The 17,878-nt window shown below is 49.5% G+C and carries 19 protein-coding genes and 1 other annotated feature; all 19 genes read right to left on the minus strand.

Translation table 11 applies throughout. The annotated features are described in order from the left end of the window. Positions 1-370 precede the first annotated feature (370 nt). The 19 genes from FAY32_RS12925 to FAY32_RS13015 all read right to left on the minus strand — a co-directional run bounded on the left by FAY32_RS12925 (position 371) and on the right by FAY32_RS13015 (position 17,871). Entirely contained in the window at positions 371-2,983 is a 2,613-nt protein-coding gene (locus FAY32_RS12925) for a YfhO family protein (protein ID WP_143463841.1), read from the minus strand. Between the two features lie 18 nt (positions 2,984-3,001). Next, positions 3,002-3,649 carry a phosphatase PAP2 family protein gene (locus FAY32_RS12930; protein ID WP_143463842.1) on the minus strand — a complete coding sequence of 216 codons (648 nt, stop codon included), beginning with the start codon at positions 3,647-3,649 and terminating at the stop codon, positions 3,002-3,004. 11 nt (positions 3,650-3,660) lie between these two features. After that, a complete protein-coding gene (locus FAY32_RS12935) occupies positions 3,661-4,602 on the minus strand; it encodes a glycosyltransferase family 2 protein (protein ID WP_143463843.1) in 942 nt (313 codons plus the stop codon). 238 nt (positions 4,603-4,840) lie between these two features. Continuing rightward, entirely contained in the window at positions 4,841-6,226 is a 1,386-nt protein-coding gene (locus tag FAY32_RS12940) for a sensor histidine kinase (protein WP_143463844.1), read from the minus strand. 5 nt (positions 6,227-6,231) lie between these two features. Next, positions 6,232-6,927, minus strand: a complete 696-nt coding sequence (locus FAY32_RS12945) for a response regulator transcription factor (RefSeq protein WP_143463845.1) — start codon at positions 6,925-6,927, stop codon at positions 6,232-6,234. Between the two features lie 229 nt (positions 6,928-7,156). After that, positions 7,157-7,522, minus strand: coding sequence for a 50S ribosomal protein L7/L12 (gene rplL / locus FAY32_RS12950; RefSeq protein WP_125575618.1), 366 nt, complete (start codon positions 7,520-7,522; stop codon positions 7,157-7,159). A gap of 57 nt (positions 7,523-7,579) precedes the next feature. Then, positions 7,580-8,086: a 50S ribosomal protein L10 gene (rplJ, locus tag FAY32_RS12955; protein WP_143463846.1), complete on the minus strand. Its 507-nt coding sequence runs from the start codon at positions 8,084-8,086 to the stop codon at positions 7,580-7,582. A 24-nt stretch (positions 8,087-8,110) separates the two neighbouring features. Further along, positions 8,111-8,235, minus strand: a sequence feature (ribosomal protein L10 leader region). A gap of 71 nt (positions 8,236-8,306) precedes the next feature. Beyond that, positions 8,307-9,005 (minus strand): 50S ribosomal protein L1, encoded by a 699-nt coding sequence (gene rplA / locus FAY32_RS12960; RefSeq protein ID WP_048732451.1) that lies wholly within the window; start codon positions 9,003-9,005, stop codon positions 8,307-8,309. A 98-nt stretch (positions 9,006-9,103) separates the two neighbouring features. Then, the gene (gene rplK / locus FAY32_RS12965; RefSeq protein ID WP_020088139.1) at positions 9,104-9,529 is read right to left on the minus strand and encodes a 50S ribosomal protein L11; all 426 of its coding nucleotides are present in this window, start codon (positions 9,527-9,529) and stop codon (positions 9,104-9,106) included. 131 nt (positions 9,530-9,660) lie between these two features. After that, a complete protein-coding gene (gene nusG / locus FAY32_RS12970) occupies positions 9,661-10,212 on the minus strand; it encodes a transcription termination/antitermination protein NusG (RefSeq protein WP_048732452.1) in 552 nt (183 codons plus the stop codon). Between the two features lie 122 nt (positions 10,213-10,334). Further along, positions 10,335-10,511 carry a preprotein translocase subunit SecE gene (gene secE / locus FAY32_RS12975; RefSeq protein WP_143463847.1) on the minus strand — a complete coding sequence of 59 codons (177 nt, stop codon included), beginning with the start codon at positions 10,509-10,511 and terminating at the stop codon, positions 10,335-10,337. 46 nt (positions 10,512-10,557) lie between these two features. After that, positions 10,558-10,707, minus strand: a complete 150-nt coding sequence (rpmG, locus tag FAY32_RS12980; RefSeq protein WP_082153174.1) for a 50S ribosomal protein L33 — start codon at positions 10,705-10,707, stop codon at positions 10,558-10,560. A 74-nt stretch (positions 10,708-10,781) separates the two neighbouring features. Beyond that, on the minus strand, positions 10,782-11,351 hold the full coding sequence (locus FAY32_RS12985; RefSeq protein WP_143463848.1) for an RNA polymerase sigma factor: 570 nt from the start codon (positions 11,349-11,351) through the stop codon (positions 10,782-10,784). A 152-nt stretch (positions 11,352-11,503) separates the two neighbouring features. After that, positions 11,504-12,046, minus strand: a complete 543-nt coding sequence (locus FAY32_RS12990) for an NYN domain-containing protein (RefSeq protein WP_143463849.1) — start codon at positions 12,044-12,046, stop codon at positions 11,504-11,506. Between the two features lie 25 nt (positions 12,047-12,071). Continuing rightward, complete coding sequence (gene rlmB / locus FAY32_RS12995) at positions 12,072-12,842, minus strand: 23S rRNA (guanosine(2251)-2'-O)-methyltransferase RlmB (RefSeq protein ID WP_048732456.1); 771 nt, start codon at positions 12,840-12,842, stop codon at positions 12,072-12,074. Next, entirely contained in the window at positions 12,842-13,252 is a 411-nt protein-coding gene (locus FAY32_RS13000) for a Mini-ribonuclease 3 (protein ID WP_143463850.1), read from the minus strand. Before FAY32_RS13000 ends, rlmB begins: the two co-directional genes overlap by 1 nt. Continuing rightward, the gene (gene cysS / locus FAY32_RS13005; RefSeq protein ID WP_143463851.1) at positions 13,252-14,664 is read right to left on the minus strand and encodes a cysteine--tRNA ligase; all 1,413 of its coding nucleotides are present in this window, start codon (positions 14,662-14,664) and stop codon (positions 13,252-13,254) included. The genes FAY32_RS13000 and cysS overlap by 1 nt, the downstream gene beginning before the upstream one ends. 347 nt (positions 14,665-15,011) lie before the next feature. Then, positions 15,012-16,502: a glutamate--tRNA ligase gene (gene gltX / locus FAY32_RS13010; RefSeq protein WP_143463852.1), complete on the minus strand. Its 1,491-nt coding sequence runs from the start codon at positions 16,500-16,502 to the stop codon at positions 15,012-15,014. A gap of 178 nt (positions 16,503-16,680) precedes the next feature. Continuing rightward, a complete protein-coding gene (locus tag FAY32_RS13015; RefSeq protein WP_143463853.1) occupies positions 16,681-17,871 on the minus strand; it encodes a PIN/TRAM domain-containing protein in 1,191 nt (396 codons plus the stop codon). Positions 17,872-17,878 lie beyond the last annotated feature (7 nt).

The raw sequence follows: 17,878 nt of genomic DNA on the forward strand, positions 1-17,878 counted from the left end.
GTTGTGCGCTCAGACGACATTGAGACTAACCTATAACCATTGTTATTGACTGAACCAAAAATCGTTAAATAACTGTTTACTTGATAAAACACAATCAGCGCCGGAGGAGGCCAGGGATGGAGCCGGCCGTGAAGGGGTTGTTAGCTGGTGTTTTGAGCCAGCTTACAACCCGGGCGACTTTGGAGACACGTGTTCTTCGTGGCTTCAAAGCGAGCGAGAAGACTGGTGGTCTGCCAGGCTGAAGCGTCCCCACAGCAGGCGGAATCCCTGGCAGCCGTAGTGCGCCCAATTTAAACTCATTTAATGGTGCAACTGCTGATCAATTCTGAAACGAAACCGGTATTTCATCTTTCAGCGTTGTAACTTTCAATTACTCCTGTTGCCGACGTTGACCACGACGCCACCGCCAATCTAACACCCCAAACGCCACAACGCTCAGCGCAGAAACGCCGATTCCCAGATGGCCACCCGGAACGTGATAGCTTAACCAAATATCATTCGTCCCCCGTTGCAAAGAGATGCCCATTAAGCCATTCAAGAGTCGGTGGGGAGTCACCCGTTGGCCGTTGACCGTCGCCTGCCAGCCCGCGTCATAGGGGATGCTGAGGAAGAGCTCTTGTCGACTCGCTGATCCAGATACACGTCCCACCAGTTCGGTTTTCAAATGACTCGCCACCGTGTGCAACGTCAATGACTGTTGCCGGACCGTTTGAACCAGGTGATCAAACGCCGCTGTTCTTAGACTCATCACCTGCATCTTGTAGACCGCGTCCGGATATTTCGCCGCAAATTTAACGGTGATGGCTTGGCCCCGCTTGAAGTTGCCTAGCTTTACCAGCAACTCATGACCGTCCGTACTTGGCGTTAATCCAATTGTTTTACCGTCAACCTGCATGGTCGAAAATTTAGTTGCGCCGGTAACCCACATATAGGCCGGCCCATTAGTTGTGGCCGTTAACTTCAAGCCGTGGTGATAAGGATAGGTGGTCCGCACACCTTTGATCTCAGTCACGTGTTTAACTTGGTCAGCACCCAATTTAGCTTGAGCGAAGTAAGCTTGCTTGCTAGGAACCAGCGCCTGCATCACGGCCTCCTGATTGCGTAACGCATTAGTTCCGAGCTTCACGTTAGCCAGCGCGGATGACACGGCAAATCCCATTCCACTGTAACTAGAAGTCGGTGTCGTCTGCGCACCGTTCGTCGTCAAATGAACCGTATCCTTAATCCCCAATAGCAGTTCCGTTAACGGCGTCAAGCCAGCCGAACTGATTCGCCGAACGTTATCACTGGCTAATCCCAGTTGTTTCAGCGTCCGTCGTGTTTGCTCCGTTAACGTTGAACTGTACGCGGCCACCCCGTGGAAATTAAAGAGCTGGCTGTCATTGTAATTGTTGTAAGTGTCGTGATAGGCCCGATTGATCAGTGTGTTATCATTTTGGACCCGGTAAAGTTGGCCATCGGGGTCATTTACCCGGCCCATCTGCCGATTTTCGTTTTGGTAAGCTTTGACGTAAGCCGCTTGATTACCAAAGCTAGTGGTGCCCATGGTCAGGATAAAGTTGCCCCCGACCTCCGTTAGGATCAGTCCACTGAGCAACCATTTACGCCACATCCCCTGAGTTGCAAAGATCACCAGGGCCGTCACGATGACGTAAGCTGTCGCGATGGCTAAACTTTGCCAGTGAACCTGTTGAATGTTTCCGTAATACTTTGCCAGCTTTGCGGAATGTCCGCGTACCAATCCAACCATCGTGACAACCAGTCTGGCACCCAAAACCATGGTCACCACTTGGCCCACAGGTAGCCCCCATTGCCACCCCCGCCGAATTGCCCGTGGATTTTTCTGCCACGCCGCAAAAGCCAACATGACCATGACGAAGCTAAAAAAGAAGACGTTTCGAAACGGAAAACCGGCCGGTGCCTGCATCAAATGCCAAACGGTATTGAACACCCGCACCCACATTGCCAAAAATAAGGTGATTAGGAGTGCACCTGCCGACCATTTCTGTCGGCGCGAGATCTGGGGATGAACAAAATAGACTAGAACCAACAAGGCAACGGCGCTCGTCACAAAGACGGTCGGTGCGTGCCACAGGCGTTGGGTATAGTTGGCCGCTCCCACCCCGAACTGTGTAAAGAACTCTAGCCCGAACTCCGGAACGATCCGGAAGTTTAAGGGGTCCGGTGTCTGCTTGGCCGTTAATAACATCCCTAGTCCCGTTGGAATCAATACGATTGCTGCACTCAAGCCACTCAGCAATCCGCTTAAGGTAAACTGTGTCAGCCGCCCCCACCACGCCTTCGACTGATCAGGCTGACGCGTCGTCAACCAATCGTAAAAGACATAGGCGAAATAAAGGACCGCAAACAAGCAGGTCATGTACCCCAGGTAGTAATTTGTCAAAATGCTGGCCAGTAACCACGCGAAGAAGCGACCAGGACGTTGTTCCCAAACCAAACGATCAATGCCAGCCGCCACCAACGGTAAAATGATCAAGGCATCCAACCACATGAAATCAAAGTAATTCAACGCCACGAAGCCACAGAAACTAAAAGCCAGTGCAAAGGCAATCGTTAAGCGTTGCGTTGTGTGAAAGTGGCGCTGCAGGTACCAACTCATAGTCGCAGCAATCGTCGCAATTTTTAACATAATGATCAAACTAGCCGCCACCGGTACCTGATCCGCACTGAAGAACACGACTATCAGGTTAAAAGGACTCAGCAGGTAATATGCCACCGTTGGCACCACCGAACTGCCTAAGGACTGTGAAAAGGTGTAGAGGTGAAAAACCTGATACTTAAATGCATGTTGCATGGCCGTTAAGAATGGGATGTACTGCGTCCCCATATCACTCATCAATAGACTGTGATTACCCAAAGGACTGATTCCCCAATACCTAAAAACGCCCACGACGACGAGTAGCGCTAGTCCCCACGCTAACCCCACATTTTGCCATAACCGTTTTCGTGCCGACTGCTGCATTCTTTTCCACCCCACAATTTAATCTTGCATTTGCTTTTGTTGCTGCTTTTTGGTGAGTCGTTCCAGCACGCTGACAATCTGTAACCACCAGCCACCGGCCAACAACAGACTCCCGAGCACGTCGCTAGGATAATGATCACGTAATCCCAGACGCGCAAACAAAACACCGAGGAGGACGATTGCCGTCAGCGTCACAACGCCCCCACTCAACCAGCTCCGGCCCAGCCACTGCGTAATCAGTGTCCAGATGATGAACACCAACAATGCCGTACTGAAAACGTGGCCGCTGGGAAAACTAAACCCCGTATCGGGCACGACCTGTTGCAAGGGGCGCATCCGCCCGACCAACGTCTTAATCACCAATAACAGTCCGTCCCCCGTCACAATCGCCGTCAGGGTCGCGAGCGACCACCCATACTGTCGAATCCGCCAAAGGAATAACGCCAGAACCACGGCTAAGCCACTAGTCACTAACGGGCTGCCAGCTAGGGTCAACCATTCCCACACGCGCACGTGCTGCCCTAGGGCACTCGAACTAAAGGCCGTTAACCATTGGTGATCCAGTTGCATCAATGGTTCAAACCGCACTTTGATTAAAATTGCTAGAATTCCTAACAACCCGAAACATCCCAAGGCCAACTGTTGGTTTCTCTCTGTTAATGTCATGATTGTCCCCCCTAACGTTTATCCTTGATCAGGTACTGTGGCCGCTGCTTGGTCTCCAGATAGATTCGACCGACGTATTTGCCCAAAATACCTAAGCATAGTAGCTGTAAGCCCCCGAGCATCAAAATGATGGCGACCAGTGACGGCCACCCCGCTGTGGGATTGCCAAACAGTAGTGCCCGAAAAACGATCCACAGCATGCCCAAGATTGCCCCCACAAACGACAGCCCTCCCAGCCAAGAAGCGATGGCTAAAGGCACTTCGGAAAAGTCCATGATGCCCTCAAGCGAGTAGTCCAACAATTGTCGCATGGACCAGTGCGTCTTGCCGGCCACCCGGTCCTGATGATGGAAGGTCAGGTACTTGGTCTTAAACCCGACCCAACTGAAGATTCCCTTGGAAAATCGGTTGTATTCGGGCATATCAATAATGGCCTGAACTACAGGCCGCCGCATCAGCCGGTAGTCCCGTGCCCCGGGGACGATTTGGACTTGGGAGATGTGGTTGATCACGTGGTAGAATGCCTGTGACAACTTTGACCGCAACCACGGTTCGCCAGTCCGGTCAGACCGTTTGGTAGCAACCACGTCATAATCCGTCTCCACCAACGTCTCGATCATCGTTGGCAAAAGTTCTGGGGGATCCTGCAAGTCAACGTCCATGACGGCCACAAAATCCCCTTGCGCAGCTTTTAGACCCGCTAACAAAGCGGCTTCCTTTCCAAAATTCCGTGAAAAATTGATGTAATGCACGGCCTCAGGATTGGCGGCATGGAGGTATTGCATTTGCTTTAAAGAGTCATCGCTGGAGCCGTCATTAACGAACCAGTACTCCCACTGAAATTGATCACGGTGCCGGTTGAAGGCCGCCATAATTTGCTCGACCCGTTTATAAAATAACGGCAGGCTCTCTTGTTCGTTGTAACAAGGCACCACAATAGAAATTGATTGCATTCGATTATTCACTCCTTTAACCACAAAAAAGCACTTAGCTCCTATGGAAATTAACTGTCTCCATAATAACTAAGTGCCTAATTATCAAAAACTGTGATCAAAAGAGATTAGTCTGAGAATTTATCAGAATACTAACTTGAAACCGCCAAAGTAAGTCACGCTCTGCCTGACCATCCGTCGATCATCGGGAAGCCTCCTTACCGTAACGTGCCAGCAATTGGGGACAACCACGCCCAACTTAGTCATGCTGCTCACTACCCACGGTTGTCCCGCGAAACGTCAAGACAAATTGACTCCCCTGAGGCTGGTTGTCGATCACCTTAACCGTTGCGTGGTTAAGCTTAACTAACTGTGCGACAATCGCCAACCCCAGTCCCGTACCGCCAATCTGACGGGTGCGGGCCGAATCAACGCGATAGAACCGTTCAAAAATATGGGGCTTGTCCGCATCCGCCACGCCGATGCCGAGATCCTGAACGCGCAGCTCGACGATCTCAGGGGTTGCTTGCAGGACCACCGTGATGGGTTGAGCCGCTGGTGCGTACTTGCCCGCATTGTCGATCAAGGCCGTGAGTATCTGCTGAACGCTTTCGGCGTTACCAAAAACGATCGCGGTATCCACACCGGTTACGCGAATCGGCTGCGATAAGACAGCGCGCTCCTCTTCCACCGTTTCGTTAAGGGCTTCCGCTAAGTCGAAGTAGTCAAGCGTTAGCGTCCCCCTGTCGGCCCGTGAAAGCGTCAGCAGGCTATTGACCAGCTTCTGCATCCGCGTTGACTCCTCGTCGATAAACTGCACCGACTTGGGAACAATCTCGGGATGTTCGGTACCGCGTCGCTCAATCAAGCGAACGTGACCGCGAATAGCCGCGATTGGGGTCCGTAACTCATGGGCTGCATTTGAAATAAACTCCCGCTCCTGCACGGCGTGTTCGTTGATTGCCGCCAACAAGTCGTTGAAACTTTTGGCCAATTCTGTGACTTCACTCGGCTGATTAGGGACGGGCAAGGCCGCTTTGATTGTCTGCGTCTGCGCTTGCTCCCGGGCAGCCACATTTAAGCTGGCCAGCGGTTCCGTGATATGTTTGGCGGTCAATCGAACGTATGCCCACCCCAACATGATGGTTAGCAGCATAATCACGAAGACCACGCCGATCACGGACAACAAGACCGTGGTAATTGGCGACAAGCTGAGCCAGATCTCTGACTGAATGCCTAGCCGCGATCCAGACCGGTAATAGGTAAACCCGTACCTAGGCGTATAAGCAACAGCGGAAAAGATTGGCATCTGAAAATGCCTAGCTTTGATAAACTTTCGCGTGTTTGGCGAGTAAAAGGTTGCCGGCGCCTCACCAATCTTACTATTGTGGACACGGACAAACGTGTTCTTAGTATTGATCGAACTGTTTTTTCGCCAGCGTTGCCAGTCCGGTTTGTCATCAATGATCGACCGTTTGAGGCTCGCCATCAACTCGACGGAAGATTGTTCACTCTGTTTGACCAGCTGATAACCGACCGTTCCCACAATTGCCATGCCCATCACCAACGTCGCAATCACCAACATCCAAACGAATCGGCGCTGAATCTCTTGGGCGGTCGTGACCTGTCGTTTACTTTTAGCCATCTGCATCACCCACTGTATTCAGCGGAAAGGACGTAGCCAACTCCCCGTACCGTGTGAATCAGGTGCGGCGCCTGTTCCTCGTTTAATTTGTGACGCAGGTAGCGGATATAAACGTCCACCACGTTCGGTTGCCCTTCAAAATCAACGCCCCAGACTGCATCCAGCAGTTCATCACGGGTCAACGTTTGCCCAGCATTCTTCATCAAACAGAGTAAGAGTTCATACTCCCGCTGTGTCAGTTGAACCAGCTTGCCATTACGCAAGACCTGTCGTGCCCGGGTATCCAGTGTCACATCCGCCACGTGTAGTTGACTGTCCACGATGGCCTGCCGATTTTGATGCCGTAAAATAACTCGAATCCGGGCTAAGAGCTCTTCAATCTCAAATGGTTTCGTAATGTAGTCATCCGCTCCGGTATCGAGACCCGCTACCTTATCGCCAACGTAATCACGGGCCGTCATCATGATGACCGGTAAGTCATCGTGCTTGCGAATCCGGCGTAGAACCCCTAGACCGTCTAGTTCCGGCAACATCCAATCTAGCAAGACCAAGTCGAGCTGACCCCGATTCGACTCATAGATTTCCAGCGCCGTTTTGCCATCCATCGCGTTTAAAACCGTGTAATCCTCAAATTGTAATTCGGTTGTCAGCGAAGCCAGCAACGCTTCGTCATCTTCAACAATTAAAATTGTCCCGGCCATTTCTTCACTCCGTTCGTGATTAACTTCTTACCTAGCTTAATCATTTTTTGACCAAATTACTATCCGTTAGTACTAGATTAAGACGAAAATTTAAAAATAACCGCTCTTGGCCCTGACTTGGCTTGCCACTTTTACCTAACAGTCCGTGGCGGATGGCTGACCATGACTTAATTTTAGGCGCAAAAAAACCGTCACCCGAAGGCAACGGTTTTTTATTTCGTAGGTAAAATTACTTAAGCGTAACAGTACCACCAACGGCTTCAAGCTTTTCCTTGATGTCGTTAGCTTCGTCTTCAGAAACGCCTTCCTTGATGACAGATGGTACGTTGTCAACAAGACCCTTAGCGTCCTTCAAACCTAAACCAGTGATTTCACGGACAGCCTTGATGGCCTTAACCTTGGCGTCACCAGATTCAGTTAATTCAACGTCGAATGAATCCTTGGCAGCAGCGTCGCCACCAGCAGCACCGGCTGCAGCAACTGGGGCAGCAGCGGATACGCCGAATTCGTCTTCGATACCCTTAACTAAGTCGTTAAGGTCAGTAATGGATGCTTCTTTAAGAGAAGCGATGATAGCATCTTTATCAAAAGCCATGTTATTTTCCTCCAATAATTGGGTTTTATATTTTATGTTTCAAATTGAATCAGGGACTTAGGCTGCGTCGCCTTCGTCACCCTTTTCAGCAATAGCCTTAACCGCGTAAGCCACGTTCCGTACTGGTGCCTGTAAGACATTAGCCAGCATAGAAAGAAGATCTTCACGACTAGGCAAGCTTGCGTATTCGTTGATTTCGTCAACGGAGACAATCTTGTCTTCGATGAAACCACCCTTGATTTCAAGGTCGTCAACGCCGTCTGCAAACTTCTTCAAAACCTTAGCTGGGGCGATTGCATCCTCGTTAGAGAAAGCAACGGCAGTAGGACCAGCGAAAAGATCATTCAGACCTTCGTAACCAGCCTTTTCAGCAGCCCGAACCAAAATCTTGTTCTTGATAACGTTCATTTGAACGCCGGCTTCACGCAATTGCTTCCGTAATTCAGTTGCTTCTTCAACAGTTAAACCACGGTAGTCAACGACGATAGCACTGGTGGCGTTGTTGAATTTTTCAACAACCTCATCAACCTTTTTTGCCTTAATTGCAATAGCTTGTTCACTCAAATTATTCACCTCCCGGAGTAGTTTGGTGGGATAAAAAAATCCCTATGCCACCAAGACATAAGGAGTCCAAAGTTTAAGTAAACTTCTTCCTCGGCAGGAAATTAAGACCATTAGGCCACCTGAGTCTTAGGTAGATCTATTAAATACAACTTCAATAGCATACAATACTTCGACATCACTGTCAACGTATTGCTAGGGATTTTTTTAAATCACATTTTACTTAGGCTAATAAAGAAGCCAAGTCAACGTCGACACTAGGGCCGAACGTTGATGCGATTGAAACGTGTTGTACGTACGTCCCACGCACAGCGGCTGGACGAATACGAACAATCGTTTCGGCAATGGTCTTCAAGTTGCCGGCAAGCTTGTCAGCATCAAAGGAAACCTTACCAAATGGAACAGCAACGTTACCGTCCCGGTCAGTCCGGTAAGTAACTTGCCCGTTCTTAGCATCGGAAACAGCCTTTTCGACGTTCATCGTAACAGTCCCCGTCTTAGGGTTAGGCATTAAGCCCTTAGGTCCTAAGACACGGCCTAAACGACCAACTTGGGCCATCATATCTGGCGTTGCGATTGCAACGTCAAAGTCCAACCAGCCGTCTTGGATGCGTTCTACTAAGTCTTGTTCGCCAACAACGTCAGCACCGGCAGCTTGTGCAGCCTTAGCTTGGTCACCCTTAGCGAATACGATTACCGTGGTTTCCTTACCGGTACCATTTGGTAATACCAATGCGCCACGGAGTTGTTGGTCCGCTTGCTTTGTATCAACGTTAAGCTTGAAAGCAACTTCAACAGTTGCATCGAACTTAGCGAAATCCATCTTCTTAACTAAATCAATCGCGTCGCCCATGCCGTAGACCTTGTCAGCCTCGACCATTTTGGCAGCGTCTTGATAATTCTTACCTCGTTTGTGAGCCATTTTTGTGTATTCCTCCTTGCAAATGTGGTTGTAACGGATAAACCTCCCACTTGACACATTTCATTTTCGTGAAGTGTCCGACTATCCGAAAACTGAGCTTAACCTTCGACCGTGAAGCCCATGCTCCGGGCAGTACCTTCAATCATGCGCATAGCTGCTTCAACATCAGCTGCGTTTAGATCTTGCATTTTAGTTTCAGCGATTTGCTTAACTTGATCCTTGGTTACCGTAGCAACCTTCTTCGTGTTAGGTTCGCCGGAACCACTTTCAACACCAGCGGCCTTCTTCAACAGCGTTGCTGCTGGAGGGGTCTTGGTGATGAAATCAAAGGAACGATCTTCATAGACACTGATCACAACAGGAATGATCATACCAGCTTGGTCAGCGGTACGAGCGTTGAATTCCTTAGTGAAGCCCATGATGTTGATACCTGCTTGACCTAAAGCTGGTCCAACTGGGGGAGCTGGGGTTGCTTTACCCGCAGGAATCTGTAATTTAACGACATTAGCTACTTTTTTAGCCACGAGACAATACCTCCTTGAGTCCGTGTGTGGTAAGTGGGGCTGTTAGTTTGCCCCTCCCACTTTGTACATATGCATCACGCATACCTGAGAATCATACCACACTTTACTAACTGCAACAAGTTCTTTTCAAATTAACCTAAGATTGGGTCAACTTGGTCGAAGTTCAATTCCGTACTGGTTTCTCGACCGAACATGTCGATGTTGACCTTCAACTTCATCTTTTCATTGTCGACTTCGGTAATCTTACCGACTAACCCACTGAAGGCACCGTCGACAATCGTGACGGAATCGCCAGGAGCAACATCCAAATCGGCATGCCGCGCAGAAATGCCGACCCGCCGCAAGATACGTTCAACTTCATCAGGTAACAATGGCGTTGGCTTACTCCCTTGACCATGGGAACCCAAGAACCCAGTCACACCTGGTGTGTTCCGCACAATGTACCAAGCTTGGTCACTCATGACCATTTCAACCAAGACGTAGCCAGGGAAAGTCTTTTCCATCGTGACCTTGTCCTTACCGTTCTTAACTTCGTGTTCCTCTTCTTCGGGAACGACGACCCGGAAGATGTTATCTTGCATCCCCATTGATTCGGCCCGGGATTCCAAGTTTGCCATAACCTTGTTCTCGTAACCCGCGTAGGTGTGAAGAACGTACCATTGCTTTTCAGCTGACTCAACCATTTTGGTGCACTCCTTTAATTTCATTGACTTTTCGAGCAAAATAAAAAAACTCCGCGTACACGAAGTTCCCTGTTACCTACTAATATAGCATATTTAGTCACATTTGACTACCGACAATTCCACTAAGCGAGGAACTTCAGGCCAAACTGAACCACCCAGTCAACCACCGCAAAGAAGATTGCGAACAGAATTGAGATGCCGACGACAGTCCCAGTATCGTGCCGGGTCTGCTTAGGGCCTGGCCAAGAAACTTGTTTCATTTCCTGTCCGACTGACTTAAAAAAACGGAATAAACGCATGGTGTTGCCTCCCTAAAATTAGTGTTTGTCGTTGTGATTAGTCAAATTAACGGGTTTCGCGGTGTAACGTGTGCTTACCGCAGTACTTACAAAACTTCATAACCTCTAGCCGTTTCGTGCGGGTTGCACTTGCTGTGATGGTGTAATTCCGTGACCCGCAAACCGAACAAGCCAGGGCAATTTTCCGTTGAGCCATTTTGCCACCACCTTTGATCAAATCGTCTTCAACTCATACTGCAATAGCTTACCATCGTTTGCTCCGCCCGTCAATCATTCGGCTAAGAGTCGACGCAGCTTGATTTGACTTCTGTGCGCGGCGGAGATCACCTGCTTTAACGGCAGGCCCCGCTGCTGACTGATTGCGCCCAGACTGCTGCCGCGAACCAGTCCCGTAAACACGACCCGCTCAATCATCGAGAGTTCCCCCTGTAACCGGAGGAGCGTTTCCTTAACTTCCAACTGTTCCCGGACGATCCAACGCCCATCGACTAACGTATCCGCAAAATAGGCACCATGTTCCTCAATCGAGAGTGGCGGCTGTTCTGCTTGCCGCTTTAACGCTTGGCTTTTGCGAATCAGATCGTACACCCGGTGGCCCAAGTTCAACCGGTAGAAGGCACCAAAACTTAAGGAACGACTAAATTTAAAATTTTCAATAACCGTGCAGAAAACTAATAGTGCTTCTTGTTCCCAATCATCAGCATCGTGCCCCGGAATAAAGTAGCGGTGCTGCATTCGACATAACACTGGCCGGTAACGTTCAAACAAAACCCCTAACGCGGGTGAATCCGTCTCCTGGTGAATCAACTCCAATAGTGCGGTATCGCTTAACTCAGTCAATGAAAAAGCCTCCCCTTCGTCTGGTAATTTCCAGTCTACGGGAAGGTCACCCTTTCGCCGAGCGAACGAGCGTTCATTTTAAAACTTATATCTGGACCGACTACCAGTGTTCCAGCAAGGCTACGCACCCATCACGGATTATCGCAGTTCACCTATTTTTTCTTCTTTTCCGGTTTCGCCATCATTTGATCGCGAAGTTTCTCCAATTTGTAGAGTTGCTGATCATTCCACGGTGACTTGCGCACCATGCCCTTGTCTGCAAACTCACGGGCCGTCTGTTTGACCTCATTTTGGGCCCGCTCAATATCCCGCAGGAGTTCACCTGCCGGGATTCTGAGCGCCCCCTCGGAAAAGATGGTCCACTGTTCAGCCTGGTCACTAGTGGCGACCGTGACTTGGGTAAATCGCGTTTGCCGCGCCTTGGCTAACTTTTCAATGTAGCTATCTGCGGTCTCATCCCGGTTCGTCCAGACGACCTCCAAGTCGAATTGCTTATAGCTTTTAGAAATGCCGGGAACGTACATGGCGTCAAACACCACGGTAATTGACGCATCGCGGAGTTTGCGGTAGTTGGCTAGCATACTCAACAGCTCATCCCGTGCTTCTGGTAACCGGTCTGCTAATTTCAACCGGTTGAGTTTGGGCCAGTTGCCGATCATGTTATACGCATCGACAATTAAAATATCTTCTTTCATTATCCCTCGCTCATTTCTTTTTGACTTAGTGCTGCACGGGGTGACGAGAACTGAAGCCTTGGTACATCAACAGACCGGCCGCAACACTGGCATTTAAACTTTGTACGTGCCCCACCATTGGAATCGTCAACGTGACGTCGACCGTTTCCTTCAGCAGACGGGAAATTCCCTTACCTTCATTGCCGATGATCAGCGCACTGGCGCCCTTGGCATCCCAATCACGATAATCGGTTCCATTCATGTCGGTACCAAAGATCCACAAGCCACGATCCTTCAATTCCTTGACCGTATTGACCATGTTCGTGACCCGTGCAACTGGCACCGTTTCAATGGCACCGGTCGACGTCTTGGCCACCACGGAGGTCAAACCCACTGCACGGCGCTTGGGAATAATGATGCCGTGAACACCACTAGCATCAGCTGTCCGTAAAATCGAGCCCAGATTATGGGGATCTTCCACACCATCTAAGATTAAGAAGAATGGTGCTTCGCCAGCGGCTTCAGCCTTAGCGAACAAATCATCGATCGTCGCATATTCAAAAGCGGCAACCCCTAAGGCAACGCCTTGGTGGTTTTGATGATCCGTTAACAGGTCCAATTTTTGCTTAGGGACTTCGGAAATGACCAGATGACGTTTCTTTGCCAACTGGCGAATCTCGTCGAGTGCTTCGGCCTTCAGCCCACTCTGCAAGAAGACCTTGTTAATGGTCTGTTGGCTCCGTAATGCTGCTACCGCTGGGTGGCGGCCAATGACAAAGTCACTACTAATATCTTTTTCTGATTGTTCTGGTTTCATTACTCAGTTCGCCCCGCTTCCACTTGTTGAATGCACCATTGCCCTAATTCATCTACGCGGTCTTGCTTACCACTCAAGGCCAAGTAGCCCATGAGTGCTTCAAAGCCAGTTGAAATTCGGTAAGTCACCACGTCCGTGTTCTTGGCATGTGTATAGCTCTTCGCGTTGCGCCCACGTTTGAACATGGTCCACTCGTCCTCACTCAGGAGCTGATCTTGCTCCATCAAATTGATCAACGCCGCTTGGGCTTTGGCCGAAACGTAGTGCGTTGCTGTCTTTTGTAAGTGGTTCGGTTTCGCCAAACCCTCCGCAATTAAGTGCCGCCGAATGATGACTTCGTACGCCGCGTCGCCCATGTAGGCTAAAGCGACCCCGTTCAATTGTCGATAATCTGCTGCTTCAGTTGTCATTAATTTCCCTTTCTCCAACGTGTTCCTTGAGGCGTATCTTCCAAAATGATTCCTTGGTTTTTAAGTTGTTCACGAATCTCATCGCTGCGTTCAAAGTTTCGGTTGTTCCGAGCTTCGATGCGTTCTTGGATCAAGGCCTCGATGTGCTCGTCGTCCAATTTGCCGGCAGCCGCCAGCTTTACGCCAAAGACGCTCAGGAGATCCGTCAACGTCTGCCGCATGAATTCTAGTGTCCCCTTGAAGACGACTGGTCGTTCAGCATAAACGTTGCCCAATCGCGCCAGGTCGTAAACTTCAGACGCCCCGTTTTGAACGTTAAAGTCATCATCCATCGCATCGATGTAGTCGGCCACGATTTGCCGCGTTTCCTGTTCCGTCTTGGGGTCGTTACCCTCTTCAGCGTCCTTTAACCGGTACCCCATATTGTCATAGGCCGTTTGTAGCCGCTCCAAGTTCCGGGCAGCCGTGTCCAAATTCCGCTGGCTGTACTGAATGGGCCGGCGATACTGGGTAGTTGCCATAAAGAAACGAAGCGTTTGGGCATCTACAGTCTTTAAAATGTCATGCACCGTCACAAAGTTACCCAGGGACTTGCTCATTTTTTCATTGTCATCGCCAATGGTGACAAAGCCATTGTGTAACCAATAGTGAACAAAGGTTTTGCCCGTCTCAGCTTCACTTTGGGCGATTTCATTTTGATGGTGCGGAAAAATCAGGTCTTCCCCACCACCGTGAATATCAAAGGTGTCACCGAGGTAATGGATCGACATCACAGAACACTCGATATGCCAACCCGGCCGACCGGCACCCCAAGGAGATGGCCAGGAAATCTCACCTGGTTTGGCCCCTTTCCAGAGGGCAAAGTCGACGGGATCTTCCTTCCGGGCAGTCTCTTCGTCGTTGGTGTGCTGCGATGCGCCTTCCTCCAAATCGTCTAAGTTCATGTGGGCTAATTCACCATAGTGGGCAAACTTATGTGCCCGATAATAGACATCCCCATCAACCGGATAGGCATATCCCTTATCAATCAGATCTTGTACAAAGGCAACAATTTCAGTGATGTGATCGGTCGCCCGTGGATTGACCGTGGCTGGTTCAATGTTCAACGCTGCCGTGTCCTCTTTGAAAGCCGCAATAAAGCGGTCGCCGAGCTCCGGCACCGTAATCCCTAAGCGATGCGCTTCATTAATCATCTTGTCATCGACATCGGTAAAGTTTGAAACGTATTTGACTTGGTAACCGCGGTATTCAAAGTAGCGTCGAATCGTGTCAAACGCAATGGCACTCCGCGCGTTACCAATGTGAATGTAATTGTAGACGGTCGGGCCACACACGTACATGTTGACCACACCGGGGGTAATTGGCTCGAAAGTCTCTTTTTGCCGAGTCAGTGAGTTAAATACTTTGAGCATCCCAAGGCTCCTTTCGCGTTACTTTTATATTTTGATTCTGTCATTTGTCGGCTCCTGCGCCTGTCTAGCCCGCTGACATCAGGAGTGAAACGGCTAGTCCTGCAAGGCTCACAATCTGGTTGACCTACTAGTTTGCAGCTTCAACGGCTACCGGATCAACCGTAACCAGCAGCGGAATAACGTCAGACATTCCCCACAACCGGTAGAATTTCTGACACCCACAACGCGGATATTTCCCGCCAAACCTCAGAATCAAATGAGTTAGCTCCATTGTAGCATATCCCGGAGAAAACAAAGAAGCCGAATGAGCAGCTTCCCCGCTCATATTCGGCTTCTTTACCAAATCACTAGCCTTCGAGTTGGGCTAACGTCTGGTGAATGTGTTGTAAGGCCGTCTTGCGACCAACTAATTCAATGGATTCTGGTAATTCTGGACCGTGCATTTCGTGGGTGACGGCAATTCGGATTGGCATCCAAAGTTGACGACCCTTGATTCCGGTCTTAGCTTGAACGGCCTTGATCACGTGGAAGATTTCAACGGAATCAAAGAGGTCCAACTTTTCAATTTGGTCTGCGAATTCCTTCAACACGATCGGTGCCGTGTCGTTGCTGATTTCAGCTAAAGCATCGCCGGAGACTTGTTCTGGTTCCTGGAAGAAGACGGAAGCCATGTCATTGATTTGGGCCATGTAACTCATTTGCCGCTTGTAGAGGTTGATGAGTTGCCGTGACCATTCAATGGTCGCCGTATCTGGGTTAGCAGGCACATTCCCCGCCTTGATCAGTTGCTTCAAGGCTAAGTCCATGACCGTGCTGTCGTCAGCATCCTTGACGTAACGGTTGTTCAACCATTCCAACTTATCGCTGTCAAACGTTGCGGGTGAGGAACTCAAGCGCGTTTCGTCGTACATCTTGATGAATTGCTTCCGGTTGAAGATTTCGTCTTCACCCACTGGTGACCAGCCCAACAACAGAATGAAGTTGAACATGGCTTCTGGCAGGTAACCCAAGTCACGGTATTGTTCGATGAATTGTAAGACGGATTCGTCACGCTTGGACAATTTCTTACCCGTGTCCTTGCTGATGATCAGGCTCATGTGACCAAACTTTGGGGCTTCCCAACCGAATGCTTGGTAGATCATCAACTGCTTAGGCGTGTTAGCAACATGGTCATCCCCACGGAAGACGTGGCTGATTGCCATCTTGTGGTCGTCAACCACAACGGCAAAGTTGTAGGTTGGCATGCCATCACGCTTGGCGATAACGAAGTCCCCACCAATGGTATCGGAGTTAAAGGAAACGTGTCCCTTAACCATATCGTCCCATTCGAAGATTTCGTCCTTAGGTACGCGGAAACGAATAACTGGCTTCAAGCCCTTAGCCTTAGCGGCGTCAATGGCAGCTTGCTTTTCTTCTTCGCTCATACCAGCGTATTCATATTCGTAGTGTGGCATTTCCTTGCGGGCCTTTTGGGCTTCCCGGTCGGCAGTTAATTCATCTTCCGTCCGGTATGATTCGTAGGCTTTGCCCTCATCTAACAGTTGTTGGATGAGTGGGGTGTAAATGTCGCGCCGTTCAGACTGACGGTAAGGACCATAATCCCCACCGACATCGGGACCTTCATCCCAGTCCAAACCAAGCCACTTTAAGTTTTCTAATTGGCTCCGTTCACCGTCAGCGATGTTTCGCTTCGTATCGGTATCCTCGATCCGAATGATGAACTTACCCTTATTATGACGGGCAAATAAATAGTTGAAAATGGCCGTCCGGGCATTACCAATGTGTAAATGACCGGTTGGGCTCGGTGCGTACCGAACCCGAATTGAATTTTTCGCCAAAACGTTTACGCCTCTTTCTAATTTATTTCACGTTTTATTTAAATACTGCCATGTTTTCATGACACAGTGCCTTAAGTGTACAATGCCATCGCGGAAAAATAAAGGTGTGGGCCTCAATCCTTCCCAGAAAACGGAAATTGGCGCCGTAACTCACCGCTACGGTACCAATTTTTAGCGCTTACCGCGAACGTTTCGTGTTCTTGGCGCCATTGCTTGTTTTGCCGGCACCGGATTTTCCGGCATCAGCCTGTTCTTCGATATTCTTGCTGGAATGTAAGGGCTTGGCAAAGATCATTCGCCCAGCATCCGTTTGAATTGCGCTGGTAACCACGACATCGAGCTGCTTATTGATGAAGTAGCGGCCATCCTCAACGACGACCATCGTCCCATCGTCCAGATAAGCGACCCCTTGCTGCCGTTCGGTCCCGTTCTTAACCACCATGACGTGGAGGTTCTCACCCGGAATGACTCGTGGTTTCAAGGCGTTAGCTAACGAATTGATGTTCAGGACCTGCACATTTTGGAATTGAATCACCTTATTCAGGTTATAATCGTTGGTCACGATGACCCCGCCATTTTGTTTGGCGAGCGCAATCAGCTTACTATCGACTTCGGGAATATCCTCGAAGTCCCCCTCATACATTTCAATTGGCATGATGTGTTCGTTTTGGAGTTTGTTTAAAATGTCCAAGCCCCGCCGGCCCCGCACACGTTTGATAGAATCGCTGGAGTCCGCAATGTACTGCAGTTCATACAGCACAAAGTTCGGCACTAATAAGGTCCCTTCCAGAAACCCCGTCTTTGCCAGATCATAGATCCGACCATCGATTAAAATGTTCGTATCCAAAATCTTATAGTGATGGAAATTCGGTTCCGTTTGCTTATCCAGAACCTTCTTATCAGCCTCTTCTTCAGTCTTCTTTGCTCGGGGTTGAAAGAGCTTCCGCCATTCTTCCGCCCGAATCTTGCTGAGACGGGTCCCACTCCGGAACCCAAAGTACCCAAATAAGATCATTAGAATCAGGGGAATCACGTTACTGATGAAGAATGAAGGCACCCGGAAAAGAAACTGTGAAATCAAAAGGGCCAACGCTAAGCCGACAATCGTTAGTAAACTGCCAAAAATCAAAGTCATTGGGTTTTGCTTGTTCAGGTAAGCCTCGATTTGATTGATCAATCGGATCAAGACTCCCGCAAAGAGCACACCCAAAATAAGGAAAATAATAGCACCAAGCAAGACATTTACAATTAGGTTGTTGACGAGATGATTGGAGATTCCCATCACGAGCCAAAGACGCGAGAGGTACACGGCACCCATGATTCCACCTAAGATGGCAAATATAACTAAAATAACTGTCCGTTTACGCATAAATTCA

It is taken from the genome of Levilactobacillus enshiensis, from assembly GCF_007115095.1.
Taxonomy (GTDB): Bacteria; Bacillota; Bacilli; order Lactobacillales; family Lactobacillaceae; genus Levilactobacillus; species Levilactobacillus enshiensis.

Bases quoted from the DNA above. Each gene is read 5' to 3' on its own strand.
- FAY32_RS12930 (WP_143463842.1), bottom strand. From the start codon at position 3,649: ATGACATTAACAGAGAGAAACCAACAGTTGGCCTTGGGATGTTTCGGG.
- secE (WP_143463847.1), bottom strand. From the start codon at position 10,511: ATGCGTTTATTCCGTTTTTTTAAGTCAGTCGGACAGGAAATGAAACAA.
- rplL (WP_125575618.1), bottom strand. From the start codon at position 7,522: ATGGCTTTTGATAAAGATGCTATCATCGCTTCTCTTAAAGAAGCATCC.
- FAY32_RS12990 (WP_143463849.1), bottom strand. From the start codon at position 12,046: ATGAAAGAAGATATTTTAATTGTCGATGCGTATAACATGATCGGCAAC.
- rpmG (WP_082153174.1), bottom strand. From the start codon at position 10,707: ATGGCTCAACGGAAAATTGCCCTGGCTTGTTCGGTTTGCGGGTCACGG.
- FAY32_RS13015 (WP_143463853.1), bottom strand. From the start codon at position 17,871: ATGCGTAAACGGACAGTTATTTTAGTTATATTTGCCATCTTAGGTGGA.
- FAY32_RS12945 (WP_143463845.1), bottom strand. From the start codon at position 6,927: ATGGCCGGGACAATTTTAATTGTTGAAGATGACGAAGCGTTGCTGGCT.
- rplA (WP_048732451.1), bottom strand. From the start codon at position 9,005: ATGGCTCACAAACGAGGTAAGAATTATCAAGACGCTGCCAAAATGGTC.
- FAY32_RS12940 (WP_143463844.1), bottom strand. From the start codon at position 6,226: ATGGCTAAAAGTAAACGACAGGTCACGACCGCCCAAGAGATTCAGCGC.
- FAY32_RS12935 (WP_143463843.1), bottom strand. From the start codon at position 4,602: ATGCAATCAATTTCTATTGTGGTGCCTTGTTACAACGAACAAGAGAGC.
- rlmB (WP_048732456.1), bottom strand. From the start codon at position 12,842: ATGAAACCAGAACAATCAGAAAAAGATATTAGTAGTGACTTTGTCATT.
- nusG (WP_048732452.1), bottom strand. From the start codon at position 10,212: ATGGTTGAGTCAGCTGAAAAGCAATGGTACGTTCTTCACACCTACGCG.
- FAY32_RS13000 (WP_143463850.1), bottom strand. From the start codon at position 13,252: ATGACAACTGAAGCAGCAGATTATCGACAATTGAACGGGGTCGCTTTA.
- cysS (WP_143463851.1), bottom strand. From the start codon at position 14,664: ATGCTCAAAGTATTTAACTCACTGACTCGGCAAAAAGAGACTTTCGAG.
- FAY32_RS12925 (WP_143463841.1), bottom strand. From the start codon at position 2,983: ATGCAGCAGTCGGCACGAAAACGGTTATGGCAAAATGTGGGGTTAGCG.